This window comes from Pseudomonas sp. MB-090624 (assembly GCF_003205245.1).
Classification (GTDB): Bacteria; Pseudomonadota; Gammaproteobacteria; order Pseudomonadales; family Pseudomonadaceae; genus Aquipseudomonas; species Aquipseudomonas juntendi.
In genome coordinates, this window is the sequence record NZ_QJRK01000039.1 from 19,280 (window position 1) to 37,080 (window position 17,801).

The following is a 17,801-nucleotide window of genomic DNA, read 5'->3' on the forward strand; positions in this document are numbered from 1 at the left end:
CAGGAGTGCCCATGAAGGCAGCGGTGATCCAGATGGTCAGCCAGGACGACGTGCTGGCCAACCTGCAGCGTGCCGGTGCCTTGCTGGAGCAGGCTGCACAGGGTGGTGCGCGGCTGGCGGTGCTGCCGGAAAACTTCGCTGCCATGGGTCGCAAGGACGCCGCTGCCATCGGCCGAGCCGAGGCATCGGGGAACGGGCCTATCCTGCCATGGTTGAAACGTACCGCCCGCGACCTCAGGTTATGGATAGTCGCCGGTACCATGCCCTTGCCACCGGTCGGCCAGCCCGACGCAAAGGCACATGCCTGCTCGCTGCTGATCGATGAGCACGGTGAAGTGGCTGCGCGCTATGACAAGCTGCACTTGTTCGACGTGGACGTTGCCGATAACCGCGGCCGCTACCGTGAATCGGATGATTTTGCCCATGGCGCACACGTGGTGGTAGCGGACACGCCAGTCGGCCGGCTGGGGTTGAGCGTATGTTACGACTTGCGCTTCCCAGAGTTGTACAGCGCGTTGCGTGCCGCTGGCGCGGAACTGATCAGCGCACCGGCGGCCTTCACTGCGGTAACCGGCGCAGCACACTGGGACGTGCTGGTGCGCGCCCGGGCCATCGAGACCCAGTGCTACCTGTTGGCGGCAGCGCAGGGCGGTACCCACCCAGGCCCACGGGAAACCCATGGCCATGCGGCGATCGTCGACCCTTGGGGGCGGATCGTGGCACAACAGGCGCAAGGCGAAGCGGTATTGCTTGCCGAGCGCGACATTGAAGAACAGGCGTCCATCCGGGCGCGCATGCCGGTGGTATCGCACCGGCGCTTTTTTTCGCAGGACGCATTGCGGCCTGCGCCCACCTTGGAGTGACTATGAGCCAGATGTTATCCACCGTCAGTGAGCAGCTCCTGGCCCCAGGCGGCTTGACCCTGGACAGCCTGCAAAGCGTGCTCGGTGAATTGGCCGGCCCCGGCATCGACGCTGCCGACCTGTATTTCCAGGGCCAGATTTCGGAAACCTGGGCGCTGGAAGACGGCATCGTCAAAGAGGGCAGCTTCAACCTGGACCAAGGCGTGGGCGTGCGTGCCCAGTCCGGTGAAAAGACCGGCTTCGCCTACAGCAATGCCATCAACCTTGAAGCGCTGACGTCGGCCGCGCGCGCCGCCCGTTCGATTTCCCGCGCCGGGCAGAACGGCACCGTGCAGGCCTTCCGCAGCCCGTCGGTGACCGCGCTGTATGCGGCGGACAACCCGCTCGATGTACTCAGTCGTGCCGAAAAGGTCGAGTTGCTGAAGCGTGTCGATGCCGCGACCCGCGCGCTTGACCCGCGTATCCAGCAGGTCAGCGTGAGCATGGCCGGGGTCTGGGAGCGCATCCTCATCGCTGCAGCGGACGGTAGCCTGGCTGCAGATGTGCGGCCGCTGGTGCGTTTCAATGTGAGCGTCATCGTTGAGCAGAACGGCCGTCGCGAACGCGGCGGGCAGGGGGGTGGCGGGCGTACCGACTACCGTTTCTTCACCGAAGAGCGGGTCATGGGCTACGCCCGTGAGGCGCTGCGCCAGGCCCTGGTGAACCTCGAAGCGATCCCCGCGCCGGCCGGTACCTTGCCAGTGGTGCTGGGCTCGGGATGGTCGGGCGTGCTGCTGCACGAGGCGGTCGGTCATGGCCTGGAAGGTGACTTCAACCGCAAGGGCAGCTCGGCGTTCAGTGGCCGGGTTGGCGAGAAAGTGGCGTCGAGCCTGTGCACCATCGTCGATGACGGCACCCTGGAAGGCCGCCGCGGTTCGCTGAGCGTGGATGACGAAGGTACGCCGACCGAGTGCACCACCCTGATCGAGAACGGTGTGCTCAAGGGCTACATGCAGGACAAGCTGAACGCGCGGCTGATGGGCATGGCAGTGACCGGCAATGGTCGCCGCGAATCCTACGCTCACCTGCCAATGCCACGCATGACCAACACCTACATGCGTGCCGGCGAAAGCGACCCGCAGGAAATCATCGCCTCGGTGAAGAAGGGCATCTACTGCGCCAACCTCGGGGGTGGCCAGGTGGACATCACCAGCGGCAAGTTCGTGTTTTCGACCAGCGAGGCCTATCTGATCGAAGACGGCAAGATTACCGCACCGGTGAAGGGCGCGACCTTGATTGGCAATGGTCCGGAGGCGATGAGCCGGGTGTCGATGGTCGGCAACGACCTGGCGCTGGACAGCGGGGTAGGGACGTGCGGCAAGGACGGGCAATCGGTGCCGGTCGGGGTTGGGCAGCCGACCCTGAAGCTGGATGCGATCACCGTGGGCGGTACCGGCGCGTGATGGCATTTGGGGCCATTGTGGGGGCGGGCTTGCCCGCGAACACCGGCGAAGCCGGTGCCGGGCACCGCGTCGCCTGCTTCGCGGGCACGCCCGCTCCCGCAGGGCCTCAGCCTGTCAGCGCAACCCGCGCTGCAACTCGTCGAGGTCGCGGATGTACTTGAACACCTTGCGCGCGGCGGCCGGCGGTTTGTTCCGCGCCTTCTCGTGCTGGGCATGGCGCACCAGCGAACGCAGTTGCTGGCGATCGGTGTCGGGGTATTCGTTGACGAAGCGTTCAAGGTCTTCGTCGTTACCGTCGATCAACCGATCGCGCCAGCGCTCCAGGCCGTGGAAGCGTTCGTTGTACTGGCGAGTCGAGCTGTCCATCTGCTCGAGCAGGGCATGGATGGCATCCAGGTCCTGCACGCGCATCAGCTTGCCGACGAACGACATGTGGCGTTTACGCGCACCATGAGCAGTGTGCTTGCTGGCCTCGGCAAGGGCCTTGCGCAGCTCGTCGGTCAACGGCAGGCGGGCCAGGGTATCGGCCTTGAGCGTAGTCAGGCGCTCGCCGAGTTCGACCAGCGCATGCAGCTCGCGCTTGATCTGGGTTTTGCTTTTTTCGCCGTCGAAGGCGTCGTCGTTTGAATCAACCATGGTGGCAGTCCGCTAGAAATCGCCGCCATGATAACCAGTCGGGGGCCGCTTGTCCGGCCCGGTCGTAGAATGACCCTCGCCGAACGCAGAATTTGAGTGGAGAGAACCATGAGTGCAGTCCAGAGCGTAGGTCCGAAAGACCTGCCAGCATTGCAAGAGCAGGTCGAGGCGATCATCGCCGAAGCGCGCCGCCAAGGGGCCAGTGCCTGCGAAGTGGCCGTGTCACTGGAGCAGGGCCTGTCCACCACGGTACGTCAGCGCGAGGTCGAAACGGTTGAATTCAACCGCGACCAGGGCTTTGGCATCACCCTCTATGTTGGCCAGCGCAAAGGCTCGGCCAGTACCTCGGCCAGTGGCCCGGAGGCGATCCGGGAAACCGTCGCGGCAGCGCTGGCCATTGCCAGGCACACCTCCGAGGACGACTGTTCGGGCCTGGCGGACGCGGCGTTGATGGCCCGGGAAATTCCGGACCTGGACCTGTATCACGACTGGGCTCTCGAGCCCGAGAAAGCCATTGAGATGGCCTTGGCGTGCGAAGCGGCGGCGTTTGATGCCGACCCGCGCATCCTCAATGCCGATGGCACCACCCTCAACACCCACCAGGGCTGCCGCGTGTATGGCAACAGCCACGGGTTCATCGGTGCTTACGCCTCGACCCGGCACAGCCTGAGCTGCGTGATGATCGCTGAAGGCGACGGGCAGATGCAGCGCGATTACTGGTATGACGTCAACCGCCAGGGCAACCTGCTGGCCGACCCGCGCAGCATTGGTGTGCGTGCCGCGCAGCGGGCCGCCAGCCGGCTCGGCGCGCGCCCGGTGCCAACCTGCGAAGTGCCGGTGCTGTTTTCCGCAGAACTGGCAGGCGGTTTGTTCGGCAGCTTTCTGTCGGCGATTTCCGGCGGCAATCTGTACCGCAAGTCGTCGTTCCTCGAAGGCAGCATTGGCCAGCGCCTGTTCCCGTCCTGGCTGACCCTCGACGAGCGGCCGCACATTCCGCGCGCGCTGGCCAGTGCAGCGTTCGACGCCGACGGCCTGGCGACCTATGCCAAACCGTTCGTCGACAAAGGCGAGCTGGTGTCGTATCTGCTGGGTACCTACTCGGGGCGCAAGCTGGGCTTGCCCAGCACGGCCAACGCCGGCGGTGTACACAACCTGTTCGTCAGCCACGGCGTCGAGGACCAGGCTGCACTGATCCGGCGTATGGGGCGTGGGCTGTTGGTGACCGAGCTGATGGGCCATGGCCTGAACATGGTGACGGGTGATTACTCCCGTGGGGCAGCGGGTTTCTGGGTCGAGAATGGTGAAATCCAGCATGCGGTGCAGGAAGTGACGATTGCCGGCAACATGAAGGATATGTTCCAGCAGATTGTCGCGATTGGCAGCGATCTTGAAACACGCAGCAATATCCACACCGGGTCGGTGCTGATCGAGCGGATGACTGTGGCAGGTAGCTGATTCATTGCCTGTACCGGCCCATTCGCGGGCTCGCCCGCTCCCACAGCTTGAAGCCTATGCAATCCCCTGTGGGAGCGGGCAAGCCCGCGAAGAGGCCGGTACAGGCAATAAAGAATTTCAGTGGAATACAAGACCCGGCCCTCGCGCCGGGTTTTTTCTTTCATCAGCTCCCCTTGAAGTGATTCTATTTATCAATTAATAATGAATATCATTATCCAGTAACTCGGCGATGATGTTCATGAATTCCGTCCTCCGCGAACTGCCCTACCTGGAAAACTGGCGCTGGCTCAGCCGCCGGATCCGCTGCGCGCTCGAACCTGACGAGCCGCGCCTGATCGAGCACTACCTGGCCGAAGGCCGTTACCTGGTGTGTTGTACCGAAACCTCGCCATGGACGGTGGCGTTGACTTCCTTCCGCCTGCTGCTCGACACCGCCTGCGACCGCATGTTGCCCTGGCACTGGCGCTGCCTGTGCCTGGACCAGGCCTGGCGGCCGCTGCTGGACCTGCGCAACCTCGACCGCCAGGCCCAGAACCAGCGTTGGCAGCCCTACGCCATTCAGTTGGCCAACTGCAGCCTGCTGCCGTCGATTTCTCCCGATGAACTGATGCAAGGATTTGATGATGAGTGATACCCGTATCGAGCGTGACAGCATGGGTGAACTGCAGGTGCCGGCCCAAGCCCTGTATGGCGCCCAGACCCAGCGCGCGGTCGACAACTTCCCGATCAGCGGCCAGCGCATGCCGGCCCAGTTCATTCGTGCCTTGCTGCTGGCCAAAGCGGCTGCGGCCAAGGCCAACGTAGAGCTGGAGCAACTGTCCGCCGCCCAGGGGCAGGCCATCGTCAAGGCGGTGGAACAACTGCTGGCACAAGACTACATCCAGCACTTCCCGGTCGACGTGTTTCAGACAGGCTCGGGCACCAGCTCGAACATGAACGCGAACGAGGTGATCGCCACCCTGGCCAGCCGTGTGCTCGGCGAGCCGGTCAATGCCAACGATCACGTCAATTGCGGCCAGAGCAGCAACGACATCATTCCCACCACTATTCACGTCAGCGCTGCCCTCGCCGTGCATGAGCAGCTGTTACCTGCCCTGGCGCACCTGGTGCAGGTGATCAAGGCCAAGTCCAGGCAGGTGCCTCAGTACGTGAAAACCGGCCGTACCCACCTGATGGATGCAATGCCCGTGCGCCTGAGCCAGGTGCTGGACGGTTGGGCAGCGCAGATCGAAGGTGCCAAGGCGCACATCGAAGCCACCCTGCCAAGCCTGCAGGCGCTGGCCCAGGGCGGCACCGCAGTGGGCACCGGCATCAATGCCCACCCGCAGTTCGCTACCGCTTTCGCGCGCCAGCTCAGCGGCCTGACCCAGGTCCAGTTCACGCCGGGGCACAACCTGTTTGCCCTGATCGGTTCGCAGGATACCGCGGTAGCCCTGTCCGGCCAGCTCAAGACCACAGCGGTGGCACTGATGAAGATTGCCAACGACCTGCGCTGGATGAACTCGGGCCCTCTGGCCGGCCTTGGGGAAATCGAACTGCAGGGTCTGCAGCCGGGCTCTTCGATCATGCCAGGCAAGGTCAACCCGGTGATCCCGGAGGCTACGGCCATGGTCGCCGCGCAGGTCATCGGCAACGACGCCACCATCGCCGTGGCTGGGCAGTCGGGCAACTTCGAACTGAACGTGATGTTGCCGCTGATCGCACGCAACCTGCTGGAGAGCATCGAGTTGATGGCCAACGTCAGCCGCCTGCTGGCCGACAAAGCCATTGCCAGCTTCAAGGTCAACGAGGCCAAGCTGAAGGAGGCGCTGGCGCGCAACCCGATCCTGGTCACTGCACTGAACCCGATCATCGGCTACCTGAAGGCCGCTGAAATTGCCAAGACCGCCTACCAGCAAGGTCGCCCGATCATTGATGTCGCCCTGGAGCATACCGACCTGTCGCGGGACCAGCTGGAAACGCTGCTGGACCCGGAAAAACTCACCGCTGGCGGCATCTGACACTGCCTTACCGCCGAGGAAACAGACATGCAGCACTGGAAACGCACCATGGAACTGGCCAACCGCCTGTTCGAACAAGGCGAGCTGGTCGATGCCCGGGAACATTACCTGCAAGCCCTGGCCCTGGCCCAGGTGCTGTTCGAGCGCTGGCATGACGTCGACGAAGCGGTGGCTGCCCTGGTCGTCGCTCACCATAACCTGGCCGACCTGCACCTGCGCCTGAACCAGCCGCATGAAAGTGCCGATTACCTCTGTGCCGCGCACCAGTGGCTGCTGCAGGCCAGCCAGCAAGCCCGCTTGCCACAGGCGCTGCGGGACGCAGCCCTGCGCCACAGTGGGCGTACCTACACCGAACTGCTCGGTTTCATCGCGGAGTACGGCCAGTACCCGCGTACCGAACGCCTGCTCAACCGCCACAACATCGGCGCCAGCGAACTCGCTGCCCCGGCCGGCGTGGTACCCAGTACTCAAGCCTACGGAATTCACTGACATGCCCCATACCTTGCCTGCTTTGCCTTACGCCTACGACGCGCTGGAGCCGCACATCGACGCGCAGACCATGGAGATCCACCACACCAGGCACCACCAGACTTATGTCAATGGCCTCAACGCCGCCGTCGAAGGCACCGAGTGGGCTGAGTGGCCAGTCGAAAAACTGGTCGCTGCGGTCGGGCACTTGCCGGAGCAGCTGCGTGGCGCCGTGACCAACCACGGTGGCGGTCACGCCAACCACAGCCTGTTCTGGACCGTGATGTCGCCGCAGGGCGGGGGTGAGCCTACGGGCGAGCTGGCACAAGCCATCACCACGCAACTGGGCGGTTTCGACGCGTTCAAGGAAGCCTTCACCAAGGCCGCCCTGACCCGCTTCGGCAGCGGCTGGGCCTGGCTCAGCGTAACGCCGCAGAAAACCTTGGTCGTGGAAAGCAGCGGCAACCAGGACAGCCCACTGATGCATGGCAACACGCCGATTCTCGGGTTGGACGTGTGGGAGCATGCGTATTACCTGAAATACCAGAACCGCCGCCCGGAATACATTGGTGCCTTCTACAACGTCATCGACTGGGCGCAAGTGCAACACCGCTATCTCGAAGCCCTGAAGTGAGTCGGACCGGTATGCGCTCAGAGGTCATGTCGGTCAGCAGTGTGCGCCTGTTTCGCCAGGCGCTGGGTGCCTTGCTGTTGCTGGCGGGTACCGCGCTGCTGGCGGCGCGCGGTCTTGCCTGGCTGGACTTGGCGCCGCGCATGCTGCGCGCCCTGGAGGGCGGCGCTTTGTGTGCGCTGGGCACGGCGCTGGGCGCAGTACCGGTGCTGGTCATTCGTAACATGCCGGTGGCGTTGGCCGACACCTTGCTGGGCTTCGGCGCCGGGGTCATGCTGGCGGCTACGGCATTTTCATTGATCATGCCCGGGCTGGATGCGGCCCAGGCCATCGGCTTCAGCCCATGGGGTGCGGGTGGCTTGATCAGCTTCGGCTTGATGTTCGGCGCGTTGTGCCTGTTCCTTATCGACCTCAAGGTCTCCAACGCCTCGCCGCAAGCACTGGTTGGCAGTGCGCAGCAGCCGGTGATCGCCGCGCGAATCTGGCTTTTCGTCATTGCCATCATTGCCCACAACATTCCCGAAGGCATGGCGATTGGTGTGTCAGCCGGGGGTGGCATGGCCGACGCAGACAGCCTGGCCATGGGCATCGCCTTGCAGGATGTGCCCGAGGGGCTGGTGATTGCCCTGGTGTTGGCAGGGGCGGGCATGCCGCGCTTCAAGGCGTTCATGATCGGCGCGGCTTCGGGCTTGGTCGAGCCTGTGGCTGCGGTGATCTGTGCCTGGCTGGTGAATGTCGCCGAATTGCTGCTGCCCCTGGGGCTCGCCTGCGCAGCCGGCGCGATGCTGCTGGTGGTAACCCAGGAAGTCATCCCCGAATCGCGCAGCAACGGCCATCACCGCCTGGCCAGCCTGGGGCTGTGCATCGGCTTCTGCCTGATGATGGTGATGGATACCGCGCTGTCCTGATCTTTGGTCAGGTCGAAGGGGTGCACACTGTGGGCGCGGTGCAGGGCTTGGAGGCTTACTCGCCTTCGTCGAAGTAGTTGTTGATCAACTCGACCAGCGCGTCCATGGCATCGTTGTCCTGCTCACCCTCGGTATGCAGGTGCACCTGGGTACCCTTGCCAGCCGCCAGCATCATCACCGCCATGATGCTTTTGCCGTCTACCAGTTTGTCCGGCGCGCGGCCGACCCGCACCTGGCAGGGAAAGCGGCCGGCCACGCCGACGAACTTCGCTGCCGCCCGGGCATGCAGGCCCAGCTTGTTGATGATGGTGATTTCGCGGGCGGGCATCGTGGGGCGGATCCTTGGGCTAGAGGTCGCGGTGGCGGACCTGGACGTTTTTCAGGGACTGTTGCAGCAACTGGCCGAGGCGTTCGGTGATGTACACCGAACGATGGTGGCCGCCGGTGCAGCCAATGGCAATGGTCACGTAGGCAGGGTTACTGGCTGCGAAGCGGGGTAGCCACTTGAGCAGGTAGCTGGAAATATCGTTGAACATGTCCTCGACGTCTGGCTGCGCGGCCAGGTAGTCGATCACTGGCTGTTCCAGGCCGGAGTGCTCACGCAATTCGGGCTTCCAATAGGGGTTGGGCAGGCAGCGTACGTCGAACACCAGATCGGCATCGACCGGCATACCGCGTTTGAAGCCGAATGACTCGACCAGGAATGCGGTACCAGGCTCGGGCTTGTTGAGCAGGCGCAACTTGATCGTGTCACGCAACTGGTAGAGGTTCAGGCTGGTGGTGTCGATCTTCAGGTCGGCCAGGTCGGCAATCGGCCCCAGCAGTTCGCTCTCCACGCGGATGGCCTCTGCCAGCGAGCGGTCGGCGTTGGTCAGCGGGTGGCGGCGGCGGGTTTCTGAAAACCGCTTGAGCAGGGTATCTTCATCGGCATCCAGGTACAGCACATCGCACTGGATGTGGCGGGCACGGGCGTCGGCTAGCAGCTCGGGGAAGCGCGACAGGTGGCTGGGCAGGTTGCGGGCGTCGATCGACACTGCCACTTTCGGCTGCAGCAGTTCGGTGTTGATCAGTGCATTTTCCGCGAGCTGCGGCAGCAGCCCGGCGGGCAGGTTGTCAATGCAATAGAAACCGTTGTCTTCCAGGACATCGAGGGCGGTGCTCTTGCCGGAGCCAGACCGGCCGCTGACGATGATCAGGCGCATGTTCAGTGCTCGTTCTGTACGTCCAGGACAACCTGGTACAAGGCCTCGTTGCTGGTGGCCGAACGCAAGCGATCACGCACGTCCTTGCGGTCGAGCATGCTGGCGATCTGGCGCAGCAGTTCCAGGTGGGCATCGGTGGCGGCTTCAGGGACCAGCAGGACGAACAGCAAGTCTACCGGCGCGCCATCGATGGCATCGTAATCGATGGGTGCTTCCAGGTGCAGCAGGGCGCTGACTGGCGCGGAGCAGCCTTCAAGCCGGCAGTGCGGAATGGCGATGCCATTGCCGAAACCGGTTGAACCGAGTTTTTCCCGGGCGACCAGCTTTTCGAAGACGACTTGCATCTCCAGTTCCGGCACCTGTTCGGCGATGATGGTGGCGACCTTTTCCAGGGCGCGCTTCTTACTGCCGCCCGGCACGTTCACGAGGGAACGGCCGGGGGTCAGGATGGTTTCAAGTCGGATCATGGATGAGGGGGATCAGCGGGCAGCTGCACCTTGCAGCAGGCTTTGCTGTTTTTCCTTGTGTTTTTTCAGTTGGCGGTCGAGCTTGTCGGCCAAGGCATCGATCGCTGCATACATATCTTCGTGTTCGGCGTTTGCTACCACTTCGCCGCCGGGAATCTGCAGGGTCGCCTCGACCTTCTGCTGCAGCTTCTCGACCTTCATGATGACCTGCACGTTGGTGATCTTGTCGAAGTGACTTTCCACGCGGGCGAGCTTTTCGAGCACGTAATCGCGCAGTGGCTGGGTGACTTCTACATGCTGTCCACTGATATTGACTTGCATACAGCTTCTCCTGTGTTGCCCGTGCATAAAGAGGCAGGTCTTGCACCTGCCCCGCAAACGCTATGGCAGATCTCAGGGGCTACATCAGTCGCTTGCGCTCACTCGACGGTGCGATGCCGAGAGACTCGCGGTACTTGGCGACGGTGCGACGGGCCACCTGGATGCCTTGTGCCTCCAGTAAACCAGCGATCTTGCTGTCACTCAATGGCTTTTTCTGATTTTCCGCTGCAACCAGTTTCTTGATGATCGCGCGGATCGCTGTAGACGAGCATTCTCCGCCTTCGGAGGTGCTGACGTGGCTGGAGAAAAAGTATTTCAGTTCGTAGATGCCGCGGGGCGTGTGCATGTATTTCTGCGTGGTCACCCGGGAAATGGTCGACTCGTGCATGCCCACCGCTTCGGCAATGTCATGCAGCACCAGCGGTTTCATCGCTTCGTCGCCATGATCGAGGAAGCCGCGCTGATGCTCGACGATCTGCGTGGCGACTTTCATCAGGGTTTCGTTGCGGCTTTGCAGGCTCTTGATGAACCAGCGCGCCTCCTGCAGCTGGTTGCGCATGAAGGTGTTGTCGGCACTGGTGTCGGCGCGGCGCACGAAGCCGGCGTATTGAGCGTTCACGCGCAGGCGCGGGATGGCTTCCTGGTTCAGTTCCACCAGCCAGCGGTCGCTGTCCTTGCGCACGATCACGTCCGGTACCACGTACTCGGGCTCGCTGGACTCGATCTGCGAACCCGGGCGCGGGTTGAGGCTTTGCACCAGTTCGATCACCTGGCGCAGTTCGTCTTCCTTGATTTTCATGCGGCGCATGAGCTGGCTGTAGTCGCGGCTGCCGAGCAAGTCGATGAAATCGCTGACCAGCCGTTTCGCCTCGTTCAGCCACGGCGTGCTGGCAGGCAGCTGGCGCAGTTGCAGCAACAGGCACTCGCCAAGGGTGCGTGCCGCGACGCCTGCCGGTTCGAACTGCTGAATGCGGTGCAGCACCGCTTCGACTTCGTCCAGCTCGATATCCAGCTCCGGGTCGAAGCCAGCGCAGATTTCTTCGAGGGTGTCTTCCAAGTACCCTTGGCCGTTGATGCTGTCGATCAGGGTCACGGCGATCAGGCGGTCGGTATCCGACATCGGCGCCAGGTTCAGTTGCCACAGCAGGTGGCTTTGCAGGCTTTCGCCGGCCGATGTCCGCGTGGTGAAGTCCCACTCGTCGTCATCGTTGCTCGGCAGGCTGCTGGCGCTGGTCTGGTAGATGTCTTCCCAGGCGGTGTCGACCGGCAGCTCGTTGGGGATGCGCTCGCTCCATTCACCGTCTTCGAGGTTGTCGGCACTGACCGTGCTTTCCTGGAAGCTGTTGTCCTGAACGTCGGCGGCCGGCTTGTTCTCGGCGTTGTCGGCCATCGGGTCGCTGTTGTCGAAGTCGTCGCCGTCTTCCTGGCGTTCGAGCATCGGGTTCGACTCCAGCGCCTCCTGGATTTCCTGTTGGAGGTCCAGGGTGGAAAGCTGGAGCAGGCGGATGGCCTGTTGCAACTGCGGTGTCATCGTCAGTTGCTGGCCCATTTTTAGGACGAGCGATGGTTTCATGGCTGGGGCTTAATACCTTGTTCGCCGGCGCGCATGCGCCATCCACTACACGAGGGCGCCGGGGCGCCAGATCAAGCAAGTTTTATGCCTTAAATTGTAGCGTTTGCCTAGAGTACGTAACAATTTTAACCCTGAGTACAGGGCAGGTTGCAGTACTCCAGGCAGGAGTGGGTCAGAGCCGGAACTCGTGGCCCAGGTAAACCTCTTTGACCAGTTCGTTGGCCAGGATGGTTTCGGCGTCGCCTTCGGCGATCAGCCGGCCATCGTTGACGATGTAGGCGGTCTCGCAGATATCCAGGGTTTCGCGCACGTTGTGGTCCGTGATCAGCACACCGATACCCTTGGCCTTGAGGTGGTGGATGATCTGCTTGATGTCGCCGACCGAGATCGGGTCCACGCCGGCGAAGGGTTCGTCCAGCAGGATGAACTTGGGCGCGGTCGCCAGGGCGCGGGCGATCTCGACACGGCGGCGTTCGCCACCGGACAGGCTCATGCCGAGGTTGTCGCGGATGTGGCTGATGTGGAACTCCTGCAGCAGGCTTTCCAGTTCCTTGCGCCGGCCATCGCGGTCGAGGTCCTTGCGGGTCTCGAGGATGGCCATGATGTTGTCGGCCACCGAAAGCTTGCGGAAGATCGAGGCTTCCTGCGGCAGGTAGCCGATGCCGGCGCGCGCGCGGCCGTGCATGGGCTGGTGACTGACATCGAGGTTGTCGATCAGTACACGACCCTGCTCGGCCTGGACCAGGCCGACGATCATGTAGAAGCAGGTGGTCTTGCCGGCACCGTTCGGGCCGAGCAATCCGACGATCTGGCCGCTGTCGATCGACAGGCTGACATCACGTACGACCTGGCGCCCCTTGTAGCTTTTGGCCAGGTGCTGGGCTTTTAGGGTTGCCATTTACTCGGCCTTCTTCTTGGGCTGGATCACCATGTCGATGCGCTGACGTGGCTGGGTCACGTTACCGCCACGGCCGGCGGTAGCCACCTGCGACTTGGTGTTGTAGACGATCTTCTCGCCCTCGGTGGTGTTGCCCTCGTTCTCGACCTTGGCGCGGTCGGTGAGGATCACGGTGTCTTTTTGCGCCTGGTACTGGATGGTCACTGCCCAGCCCTTCATCTTGTCGGGCTTGGCGGCGCTCTGCTGCTGCTCGAAGTAGGCCAGGTTGCCAACCGAAGTGACCACGTCGATGTCGCCGTTGGCGGCGCGGGTCATGGTCACGGTATTGCCTTTGATCATCATCGAGCCTTGAGTGATGATCACGTCACCGGTGTACGTCGCGACACCCTGCTTGTCGTCCAGATGCGCGTTGTCGGCCTGGATGCGGATTGGCTGGTCACGGTCATTCGGCAGGGCGAAGGCGCTCGCGCTTCCCAGTGCTGCGCTCAGGCTGAGCAAAAGGGGGAGGGTTTTAACGAGCCTCATACTGTCCTCTTACGTTAGAGAGCAAGTCCATCTTGCCTTCTTTCAAATACGCTTTCATGCCCTTGCCCGTGGTTGTGCCACCGGCGCCGTCGATTCTAACGGCTTGCTCGGTCTGCGCATATTGCTTCTGCGGGAATACGGTCATGCGTGAGCTGGTGATGATGGTGTCGCGTTGCTTTTCGTCGGTGCGGGCAACGCGGACCTTGTTGATCAGTTCGACCTCGTTGCCGTCCGGGCTGACCTCGGCGCGCTCGCTCTGAACATGCCACGGGTATTCGGTGCCGCGGTAAAGGCGCAGGTCGGGCGTGGTCACCAGGATAACTTCGGTCGCCTTGACGTGCTCGACCTTGTCGGCGGTCATTTCGTACTGCAATTTGCCGTCCGGCAAGAACTGCACACTATGGGCGTTGATCGCATAGTAGTCGATGGCGCTCTCGTCGACCTGGGCCACAGGCTGGTCGAGGAAGCTTTCAGGGCTGACATTCCAGTAGCCAATGGCAGCGAGCACGGCAGCAATCACCGCCAGCAGCGCAATATTGCGAACCTTCTTGCTGAACATGGGCGGCCTTACAAGTAGTTGGCGTTGGCAGCGTCCAGGGTGCCCTGGGCCTGCATGATCAGTTCGCAGAACTCGCGGGCAGCGCCTTCGCCGCCGCGCGCCTGGGTCACGCCGTGGGCATGCTGGCGAACGAAGGGCGCGGCGTTGGCCACTGCCATACCCAGACCGACGCGGCGAATCACCGGCAGGTCGGGCAGGTCGTCGCCCAGGTAGGCGACCTGTTCATAGCTTAGGCCGAGTTCGGCAAGCAGCCCGTCAAGAACCACCAATTTGTCTTCGCGGCCCTGAAACAGGTGCGCGATACCCAGGTTCGCAGCCCGCCGCTCGACCACCGGGGTCTTGCGCCCGCTGATGATGGCCGTGGTCACGCCCGACGCCATGAGCATCTTGATGCCCTGGCCGTCGAGGGTATTGAAGGTCTTGAATTCGCTGCCGTCTTCGAGAAAGTACAGTCGCCCATCGGTCAGTACGCCGTCGACATCGAACACGGCCAGCTTGATGGCCTGGCCACGTTGCATGAGATTCTGGCTCATCACATAACTCCTGCACGCAACAGGTCGTGCATGTTCAGGGCACCTGTCGGCCGGTCGTCCTGGTCGACGACCACCAGTGCGTTGATTTTGTTGTCTTCCATGATTTTAAGGGCCTCGGCGGCGAGCATTTCGGCCCGTGCAGTTTTGCCATGCACGGTCATGACGTGGTCGATCAACGTGGTATGCACATCGATATTGCGGTCCAGGCTGCGGCGCAGGTCGCCATCGGTGAAGATACCGGCCAGCTTGCCGTCTGCCTCGAGCACAGCGGTCATGCCCAGACCTTTGCGCGACATTTCCAGCAGGGCATCCTTGAGCAACGTGCCACGCAGCACCTTGGGCAACTGGTCACCGCTGTGCATCACATGCTCGACCTTCAGCAGCAGCCGCCGCCCCAAGGCGCCGCCAGGGTGCGAAAAGGCGAAGTCCTCGGCAGTGAACCCGCGCGCTTCGAGCAGGGCAATGGCCAGCGCGTCACCCAGCACCAGTGCCGCAGTGGTCGAGGAGGTAGGGGCAAGGTTCAGCGGGCAGGCCTCCTGTGCGACCCGGGCATCCAGGTTCACCTCTGCTGCCTGGGCCAGGGTGGAATTCGGGTTGCCGGTAAGGCTGATGAGGGTGATGCCCAGGCGCTTGACCAGCGGCAGCAACGTGACGATCTCGGCCGTGCTGCCTGAGTTGGACAGCGCCAGGATGATATCGTTGCCGGTGATCATGCCCATGTCGCCATGGCTGGCTTCGGCCGGGTGCACGAAAAACGCGGGGGTGCCGGTGCTGGCGAGGGTCGCGGCAATTTTGTTGCCGATATGCCCGGACTTGCCCATGCCAAGCACCACGACGCGGCCCTGGCTGGCCAGGATCAGTTCGCAGGCTTTGACGAAATGCTCGTCGATGCGCGCCAGCAGGCCCTCTACGGCCTCGAGTTCCAGGCGCACGGTGCGCTGTGCGGATTGAATCAGCTCGCTGGATTGGCTCATGTCGATAAAGCACTGCCTGATGAAAAGTCGGCGATTATAGCCGCAATCGACGAAACCCTCACCTTTTCCATCTGCCTGGTCACGGGCGCCCCAGCCTGTCTCGTAGCTGAACGGGGCATGCATGACCTTGGGGGCGCGCGAGCAGCGGTGCTATAGTTCGCCGCTATTCGGCCTGCCAAGGGCGCGTGTGCCTTCTGCAGGGAGGCTGGCGTCCATAAGGACGAGGCTGCATCAGCAAGGAGTCTAGATGAGTGTGGATAGCGCCTACGCGGTGGAATTGAAGGGTGTTACCTTCAAGCGCGGTTCGCGTAGCATTTTCAGCAACGTCGATATTCGCATCCCGCGCGGCAAGGTCACCGGCATCATGGGGCCATCGGGTTGCGGCAAGACCACGTTGCTTCGCCTGATGGGCGCGCAGCTGCGCCCCGCCAGTGGTGAGGTATGGGTCGCCGGGCAGAACCTGCCGACGCTGTCGCGCAGCGACCTGTTCGACGCCCGCAAGCAGATGGGCGTGCTGTTTCAGAGCGGCGCGCTGTTCACCGACCTCGATGTGTTCGAGAACGTCGCATTTCCGCTGCGCGTGCATACCCAGCTTGCAGACGACATGATCCGTGACATCGTGTTGATGAAACTGCAGGCCGTGGGGCTTCGTGGGGCCATCGACCTGATGCCCGATGAGCTGTCCGGTGGCATGAAGCGCCGCGTGGCGCTGGCCCGGGCAATCGCCCTGGACCCGCAGATCCTCATGTACGACGAGCCGTTCGTCGGGCAGGACCCGATTGCCATGGGGGTACTGGTGCGCTTGATCCGCCTGCTCAACGATGCCTTGGGCATTACCAGCATCGTGGTGTCCCATGACCTCGCAGAAACTGCCAGCATCGCCGACTACATCTATGTGGTGGGCGACGGTCAGGTGCTGGGGCAGGGTACCCCCGATGAGCTGATGGGCTCGGACAACCCGCGGATCCGCCAGTTCATGAAAGGCGACCCGGATGGCCCGGTGCCGTTCCATTTCCCTGCGCCTGACTACAGCGCCGACCTGCTGGGGGCGCGTTGATGCGCAGAAAATCCTTACTCGAACGTGTCCGGCTGCTGGGCCGCTCGGCCATCGACGTGGTGGCGGTACTCGGGCGTTCCTGCTTGTTCCTGTTCCATGCCCTGGTTGGGCGCGGTGGCATTGGCGGTGGCTTCCAGCTGCTGATCAGGCAGCTGTACTCGGTGGGCGTGCTGTCGCTGGCGATCGTCGTCGTGTCCGGGGTGTTCATCGGCATGGTGCTGGCGCTGCAGGGCTACAGCATCCTCACCAAGTACGGCTCCGAGCAGGCCGTGGGCCAGATGGTGGCCCTGACCCTGTTGCGCGAGCTTGGGCCGGTGGTCACGGCGTTGCTGTTCGCAGGCCGTGCCGGTTCTGCACTGACTGCCGAAATCGGCAACATGAAGTCCACCGAGCAGTTGTCCAGCCTGGAGATGATCGGCGTCGACCCGCTCAAGTACATCGTGGCGCCACGCTTGTGGGCCGGTTTCATCTCGTTGCCGCTGCTGGCGCTGATCTTCAGTGTGGTCGGTATCTGGGGGGGCTCGTGGGTCGCCGTGGACTGGCTGGGCGTATACGAGGGCTCGTTCTGGGCCAACATGCAGAACAGTGTTTCGTTCACCGACGACGTGCTCAACGGGTTGATCAAGAGCCTGGTGTTCGCATTCGTCGCGACCTGGATCGCCGTATTCCAGGGGTACGACTGTGAGCCCACTTCAGAAGGGATCAGCCGTGCAACCACCAAGACCGTGGTCTATGCCTCGTTGGCAGTGCTGGGTCTGGACTTTATTCTGACCGCCTTGATGTTTGGAGATTTCTGATGCAAAACCGCACCCTGGAAATCGGTGTCGGCCTGTTCCTGCTGGCCGGGATCCTGGCGCTGCTGCTGCTGGCCCTGCGTGTCAGCGGGCTGTCGGCCAGCCCGAGCAGCGATACCTATAAAGTTTATGCCTATTTCGACAATATCGCCGGTTTGACGGTCAGAGCCAAGGTGACCATGGCGGGCGTGACCATCGGCAAGGTCACCGCCATCGATCTGGACCGTGATTCCTATACCGGTCGGGTGACCCTGCAGCTGGACAAGTCGGTGGACAACCTGCCGACCGACTCCACTGCCTCGATCCTGACCGCCGGTCTGCTCGGCGAGAAGTACATCGGTATCAGCGTGGGCGGTGAGGAAGACGTGCTCAAGGATGGCTCGACCATTCACGACACCCAGTCTGCCCTGGTGCTGGAAGACCTGATAGGCAAGTTCCTGCTCAACTCCGTTGGCAAGGAACCGAAAGAAGCGCAACCGGCTAATTGAGGAGTTT

The 17,801-nt window shown here is 62.7% G+C and carries 22 protein-coding genes; 11 read left to right on the plus strand and 11 right to left on the minus strand.

Annotated elements, in window-relative coordinates:
• The first annotated feature begins 11 nt into the window (after window positions 1-11).
• Complete coding sequence (locus DMX12_RS20600) at window positions 12-863, plus strand: carbon-nitrogen hydrolase family protein (protein ID WP_054905738.1); 852 nt, start codon at window positions 12-14, stop codon at window positions 861-863.
• A 2-nt stretch (window positions 864-865) separates the two neighbouring features.
• Window positions 866-2,305, plus strand: a complete 1,440-nt coding sequence (gene tldD / locus DMX12_RS20605; RefSeq protein ID WP_009683053.1) for a metalloprotease TldD — start codon at window positions 866-868, stop codon at window positions 2,303-2,305.
• A gap of 114 nt (window positions 2,306-2,419) precedes the next feature.
• On the opposite strand, the gene yjgA is transcribed toward tldD, so the two are convergent.
• Entirely contained in the window at window positions 2,420-2,941 is a 522-nt protein-coding gene (yjgA, locus tag DMX12_RS20610; protein ID WP_009683052.1) for a ribosome biogenesis factor YjgA, read from the minus strand.
• A gap of 108 nt (window positions 2,942-3,049) precedes the next feature.
• Between yjgA and pmbA the strand changes: the two genes are divergently transcribed.
• The 6 genes from pmbA (at window position 3,050) to DMX12_RS20640 (ending at window position 8,403) form a co-directional block, all read left to right on the plus strand.
• On the plus strand, window positions 3,050-4,396 hold the full coding sequence (gene pmbA, locus DMX12_RS20615; RefSeq protein WP_054881434.1) for a metalloprotease PmbA: 1,347 nt from the start codon (window positions 3,050-3,052) through the stop codon (window positions 4,394-4,396).
• Window positions 4,397-4,625: 229 nt separating this feature from the next.
• Window positions 4,626-5,027, plus strand: coding sequence for a hypothetical protein (locus DMX12_RS20620; protein ID WP_029887554.1), 402 nt, complete (start codon window positions 4,626-4,628; stop codon window positions 5,025-5,027).
• Window positions 5,020-6,396, plus strand: a complete 1,377-nt coding sequence (locus DMX12_RS20625) for a lyase family protein (protein ID WP_110679323.1) — start codon at window positions 5,020-5,022, stop codon at window positions 6,394-6,396. Before DMX12_RS20620 ends, DMX12_RS20625 begins: the two co-directional genes overlap by 8 nt.
• Before the next feature lie 27 nt (window positions 6,397-6,423).
• The gene (locus DMX12_RS20630) at window positions 6,424-6,885 is read left to right on the plus strand and encodes a hypothetical protein (RefSeq protein WP_029887552.1); all 462 of its coding nucleotides are present in this window, start codon (window positions 6,424-6,426) and stop codon (window positions 6,883-6,885) included.
• 1 nt (window position 6,886) lies between these two features.
• Window positions 6,887-7,498, plus strand: a complete 612-nt coding sequence (locus DMX12_RS20635) for a superoxide dismutase (RefSeq protein WP_110679324.1) — start codon at window positions 6,887-6,889, stop codon at window positions 7,496-7,498.
• An 11-nt stretch (window positions 7,499-7,509) separates the two neighbouring features.
• Window positions 7,510-8,403 (plus strand): ZIP family metal transporter, encoded by an 894-nt coding sequence (locus DMX12_RS20640; protein WP_009683044.1) that lies wholly within the window; start codon window positions 7,510-7,512, stop codon window positions 8,401-8,403.
• Between the two features lie 55 nt (window positions 8,404-8,458).
• On the opposite strand, the gene DMX12_RS20645 is transcribed toward DMX12_RS20640, so the two are convergent.
• The 10 genes from DMX12_RS20645 to DMX12_RS20690 form a co-directional block, all read right to left on the minus strand.
• Window positions 8,459-8,731: an HPr family phosphocarrier protein gene (locus DMX12_RS20645; RefSeq protein ID WP_009683043.1), complete on the minus strand. Its 273-nt coding sequence runs from the start codon at window positions 8,729-8,731 to the stop codon at window positions 8,459-8,461.
• Between the two features lie 19 nt (window positions 8,732-8,750).
• Window positions 8,751-9,605 carry an RNase adapter RapZ gene (gene rapZ / locus DMX12_RS20650; RefSeq protein ID WP_110679325.1) on the minus strand — a complete coding sequence of 285 codons (855 nt, stop codon included), beginning with the start codon at window positions 9,603-9,605 and terminating at the stop codon, window positions 8,751-8,753.
• A gap of 2 nt (window positions 9,606-9,607) precedes the next feature.
• Entirely contained in the window at window positions 9,608-10,072 is a 465-nt protein-coding gene (ptsN, locus tag DMX12_RS20655) for a PTS IIA-like nitrogen regulatory protein PtsN (RefSeq protein ID WP_009683041.1), read from the minus strand.
• Between the two features lie 12 nt (window positions 10,073-10,084).
• A complete protein-coding gene (gene hpf, locus DMX12_RS20660) occupies window positions 10,085-10,393 on the minus strand; it encodes a ribosome hibernation-promoting factor, HPF/YfiA family (RefSeq protein ID WP_003255135.1) in 309 nt (102 codons plus the stop codon).
• A 79-nt stretch (window positions 10,394-10,472) separates the two neighbouring features.
• Window positions 10,473-11,966 carry an RNA polymerase factor sigma-54 gene (locus DMX12_RS20665; protein ID WP_054911616.1) on the minus strand — a complete coding sequence of 498 codons (1,494 nt, stop codon included), beginning with the start codon at window positions 11,964-11,966 and terminating at the stop codon, window positions 10,473-10,475.
• 172 nt (window positions 11,967-12,138) lie between these two features.
• On the minus strand, window positions 12,139-12,864 hold the full coding sequence (gene lptB, locus DMX12_RS20670) for an LPS export ABC transporter ATP-binding protein (protein WP_010952146.1): 726 nt from the start codon (window positions 12,862-12,864) through the stop codon (window positions 12,139-12,141).
• On the minus strand, window positions 12,865-13,389 hold the full coding sequence (lptA, locus tag DMX12_RS20675) for a lipopolysaccharide transport periplasmic protein LptA (protein ID WP_029887549.1): 525 nt from the start codon (window positions 13,387-13,389) through the stop codon (window positions 12,865-12,867).
• Window positions 13,376-13,948, minus strand: coding sequence for an LPS export ABC transporter periplasmic protein LptC (gene lptC, locus DMX12_RS20680; protein WP_110679326.1), 573 nt, complete (start codon window positions 13,946-13,948; stop codon window positions 13,376-13,378). Before lptC ends, lptA begins: the two co-directional genes overlap by 14 nt.
• Before the next feature lie 8 nt (window positions 13,949-13,956).
• The gene (locus DMX12_RS20685) at window positions 13,957-14,481 is read right to left on the minus strand and encodes an HAD family hydrolase (RefSeq protein ID WP_009683034.1); all 525 of its coding nucleotides are present in this window, start codon (window positions 14,479-14,481) and stop codon (window positions 13,957-13,959) included.
• Window positions 14,481-15,455, minus strand: a complete 975-nt coding sequence (locus tag DMX12_RS20690; protein WP_110679339.1) for a KpsF/GutQ family sugar-phosphate isomerase — start codon at window positions 15,453-15,455, stop codon at window positions 14,481-14,483. Before DMX12_RS20690 ends, DMX12_RS20685 begins: the two co-directional genes overlap by 1 nt.
• A gap of 247 nt (window positions 15,456-15,702) precedes the next feature.
• On the opposite strand from DMX12_RS20690, the gene DMX12_RS20695 reads away from it, so the two are divergent.
• The 3 genes from DMX12_RS20695 to mlaD are packed head-to-tail and all read left to right on the plus strand — an operon-like array spanning window position 15,703 to window position 17,794.
• Window positions 15,703-16,512: an ATP-binding cassette domain-containing protein gene (locus DMX12_RS20695; protein WP_009683032.1), complete on the plus strand. Its 810-nt coding sequence runs from the start codon at window positions 15,703-15,705 to the stop codon at window positions 16,510-16,512.
• Window positions 16,512-17,309, plus strand: a complete 798-nt coding sequence (gene mlaE, locus DMX12_RS20700; RefSeq protein ID WP_009683031.1) for a lipid asymmetry maintenance ABC transporter permease subunit MlaE — start codon at window positions 16,512-16,514, stop codon at window positions 17,307-17,309. Before DMX12_RS20695 ends, mlaE begins: the two co-directional genes overlap by 1 nt.
• Complete coding sequence (mlaD, locus tag DMX12_RS20705) at window positions 17,309-17,794, plus strand: outer membrane lipid asymmetry maintenance protein MlaD (protein WP_009683030.1); 486 nt, start codon at window positions 17,309-17,311, stop codon at window positions 17,792-17,794. Before mlaE ends, mlaD begins: the two co-directional genes overlap by 1 nt.
• Window positions 17,795-17,801: the final 7 nt, after the last annotated feature.

Coding starts and splice junctions, on each gene's coding strand:
- DMX12_RS20600 (WP_054905738.1), top strand. CDS start 12: ATGAAGGCAGCGGTGATCCAGATGGTCAGCCAGGACGACGTGCTGGCC.
- tldD (WP_009683053.1), top strand. CDS start 866: ATGAGCCAGATGTTATCCACCGTCAGTGAGCAGCTCCTGGCCCCAGGC.
- yjgA (WP_009683052.1), bottom strand. CDS start 2,941: ATGGTTGATTCAAACGACGACGCCTTCGACGGCGAAAAAAGCAAAACC.
- pmbA (WP_054881434.1), top strand. CDS start 3,050: ATGAGTGCAGTCCAGAGCGTAGGTCCGAAAGACCTGCCAGCATTGCAA.
- DMX12_RS20620 (WP_029887554.1), top strand. CDS start 4,626: ATGATGTTCATGAATTCCGTCCTCCGCGAACTGCCCTACCTGGAAAAC.
- DMX12_RS20625 (WP_110679323.1), top strand. CDS start 5,020: ATGAGTGATACCCGTATCGAGCGTGACAGCATGGGTGAACTGCAGGTG.
- DMX12_RS20630 (WP_029887552.1), top strand. CDS start 6,424: ATGCAGCACTGGAAACGCACCATGGAACTGGCCAACCGCCTGTTCGAA.
- DMX12_RS20635 (WP_110679324.1), top strand. CDS start 6,887: ATGCCCCATACCTTGCCTGCTTTGCCTTACGCCTACGACGCGCTGGAG.
- DMX12_RS20640 (WP_009683044.1), top strand. CDS start 7,510: ATGCGCTCAGAGGTCATGTCGGTCAGCAGTGTGCGCCTGTTTCGCCAG.
- DMX12_RS20645 (WP_009683043.1), bottom strand. CDS start 8,731: ATGCCCGCCCGCGAAATCACCATCATCAACAAGCTGGGCCTGCATGCC.
- rapZ (WP_110679325.1), bottom strand. CDS start 9,605: ATGCGCCTGATCATCGTCAGCGGCCGGTCTGGCTCCGGCAAGAGCACC.
- ptsN (WP_009683041.1), bottom strand. CDS start 10,072: ATGATCCGACTTGAAACCATCCTGACCCCCGGCCGTTCCCTCGTGAAC.
- hpf (WP_003255135.1), bottom strand. CDS start 10,393: ATGCAAGTCAATATCAGTGGACAGCATGTAGAAGTCACCCAGCCACTG.
- DMX12_RS20665 (WP_054911616.1), bottom strand. CDS start 11,966: ATGAAACCATCGCTCGTCCTAAAAATGGGCCAGCAACTGACGATGACA.
- lptB (WP_010952146.1), bottom strand. CDS start 12,864: ATGGCAACCCTAAAAGCCCAGCACCTGGCCAAAAGCTACAAGGGGCGC.
- lptA (WP_029887549.1), bottom strand. CDS start 13,389: ATGAGGCTCGTTAAAACCCTCCCCCTTTTGCTCAGCCTGAGCGCAGCA.
- lptC (WP_110679326.1), bottom strand. CDS start 13,948: ATGTTCAGCAAGAAGGTTCGCAATATTGCGCTGCTGGCGGTGATTGCT.
- DMX12_RS20685 (WP_009683034.1), bottom strand. CDS start 14,481: ATGAGCCAGAATCTCATGCAACGTGGCCAGGCCATCAAGCTGGCCGTG.
- DMX12_RS20690 (WP_110679339.1), bottom strand. CDS start 15,455: ATGAGCCAATCCAGCGAGCTGATTCAATCCGCACAGCGCACCGTGCGC.
- DMX12_RS20695 (WP_009683032.1), top strand. CDS start 15,703: ATGAGTGTGGATAGCGCCTACGCGGTGGAATTGAAGGGTGTTACCTTC.
- mlaE (WP_009683031.1), top strand. CDS start 16,512: ATGCGCAGAAAATCCTTACTCGAACGTGTCCGGCTGCTGGGCCGCTCG.
- mlaD (WP_009683030.1), top strand. CDS start 17,309: ATGCAAAACCGCACCCTGGAAATCGGTGTCGGCCTGTTCCTGCTGGCC.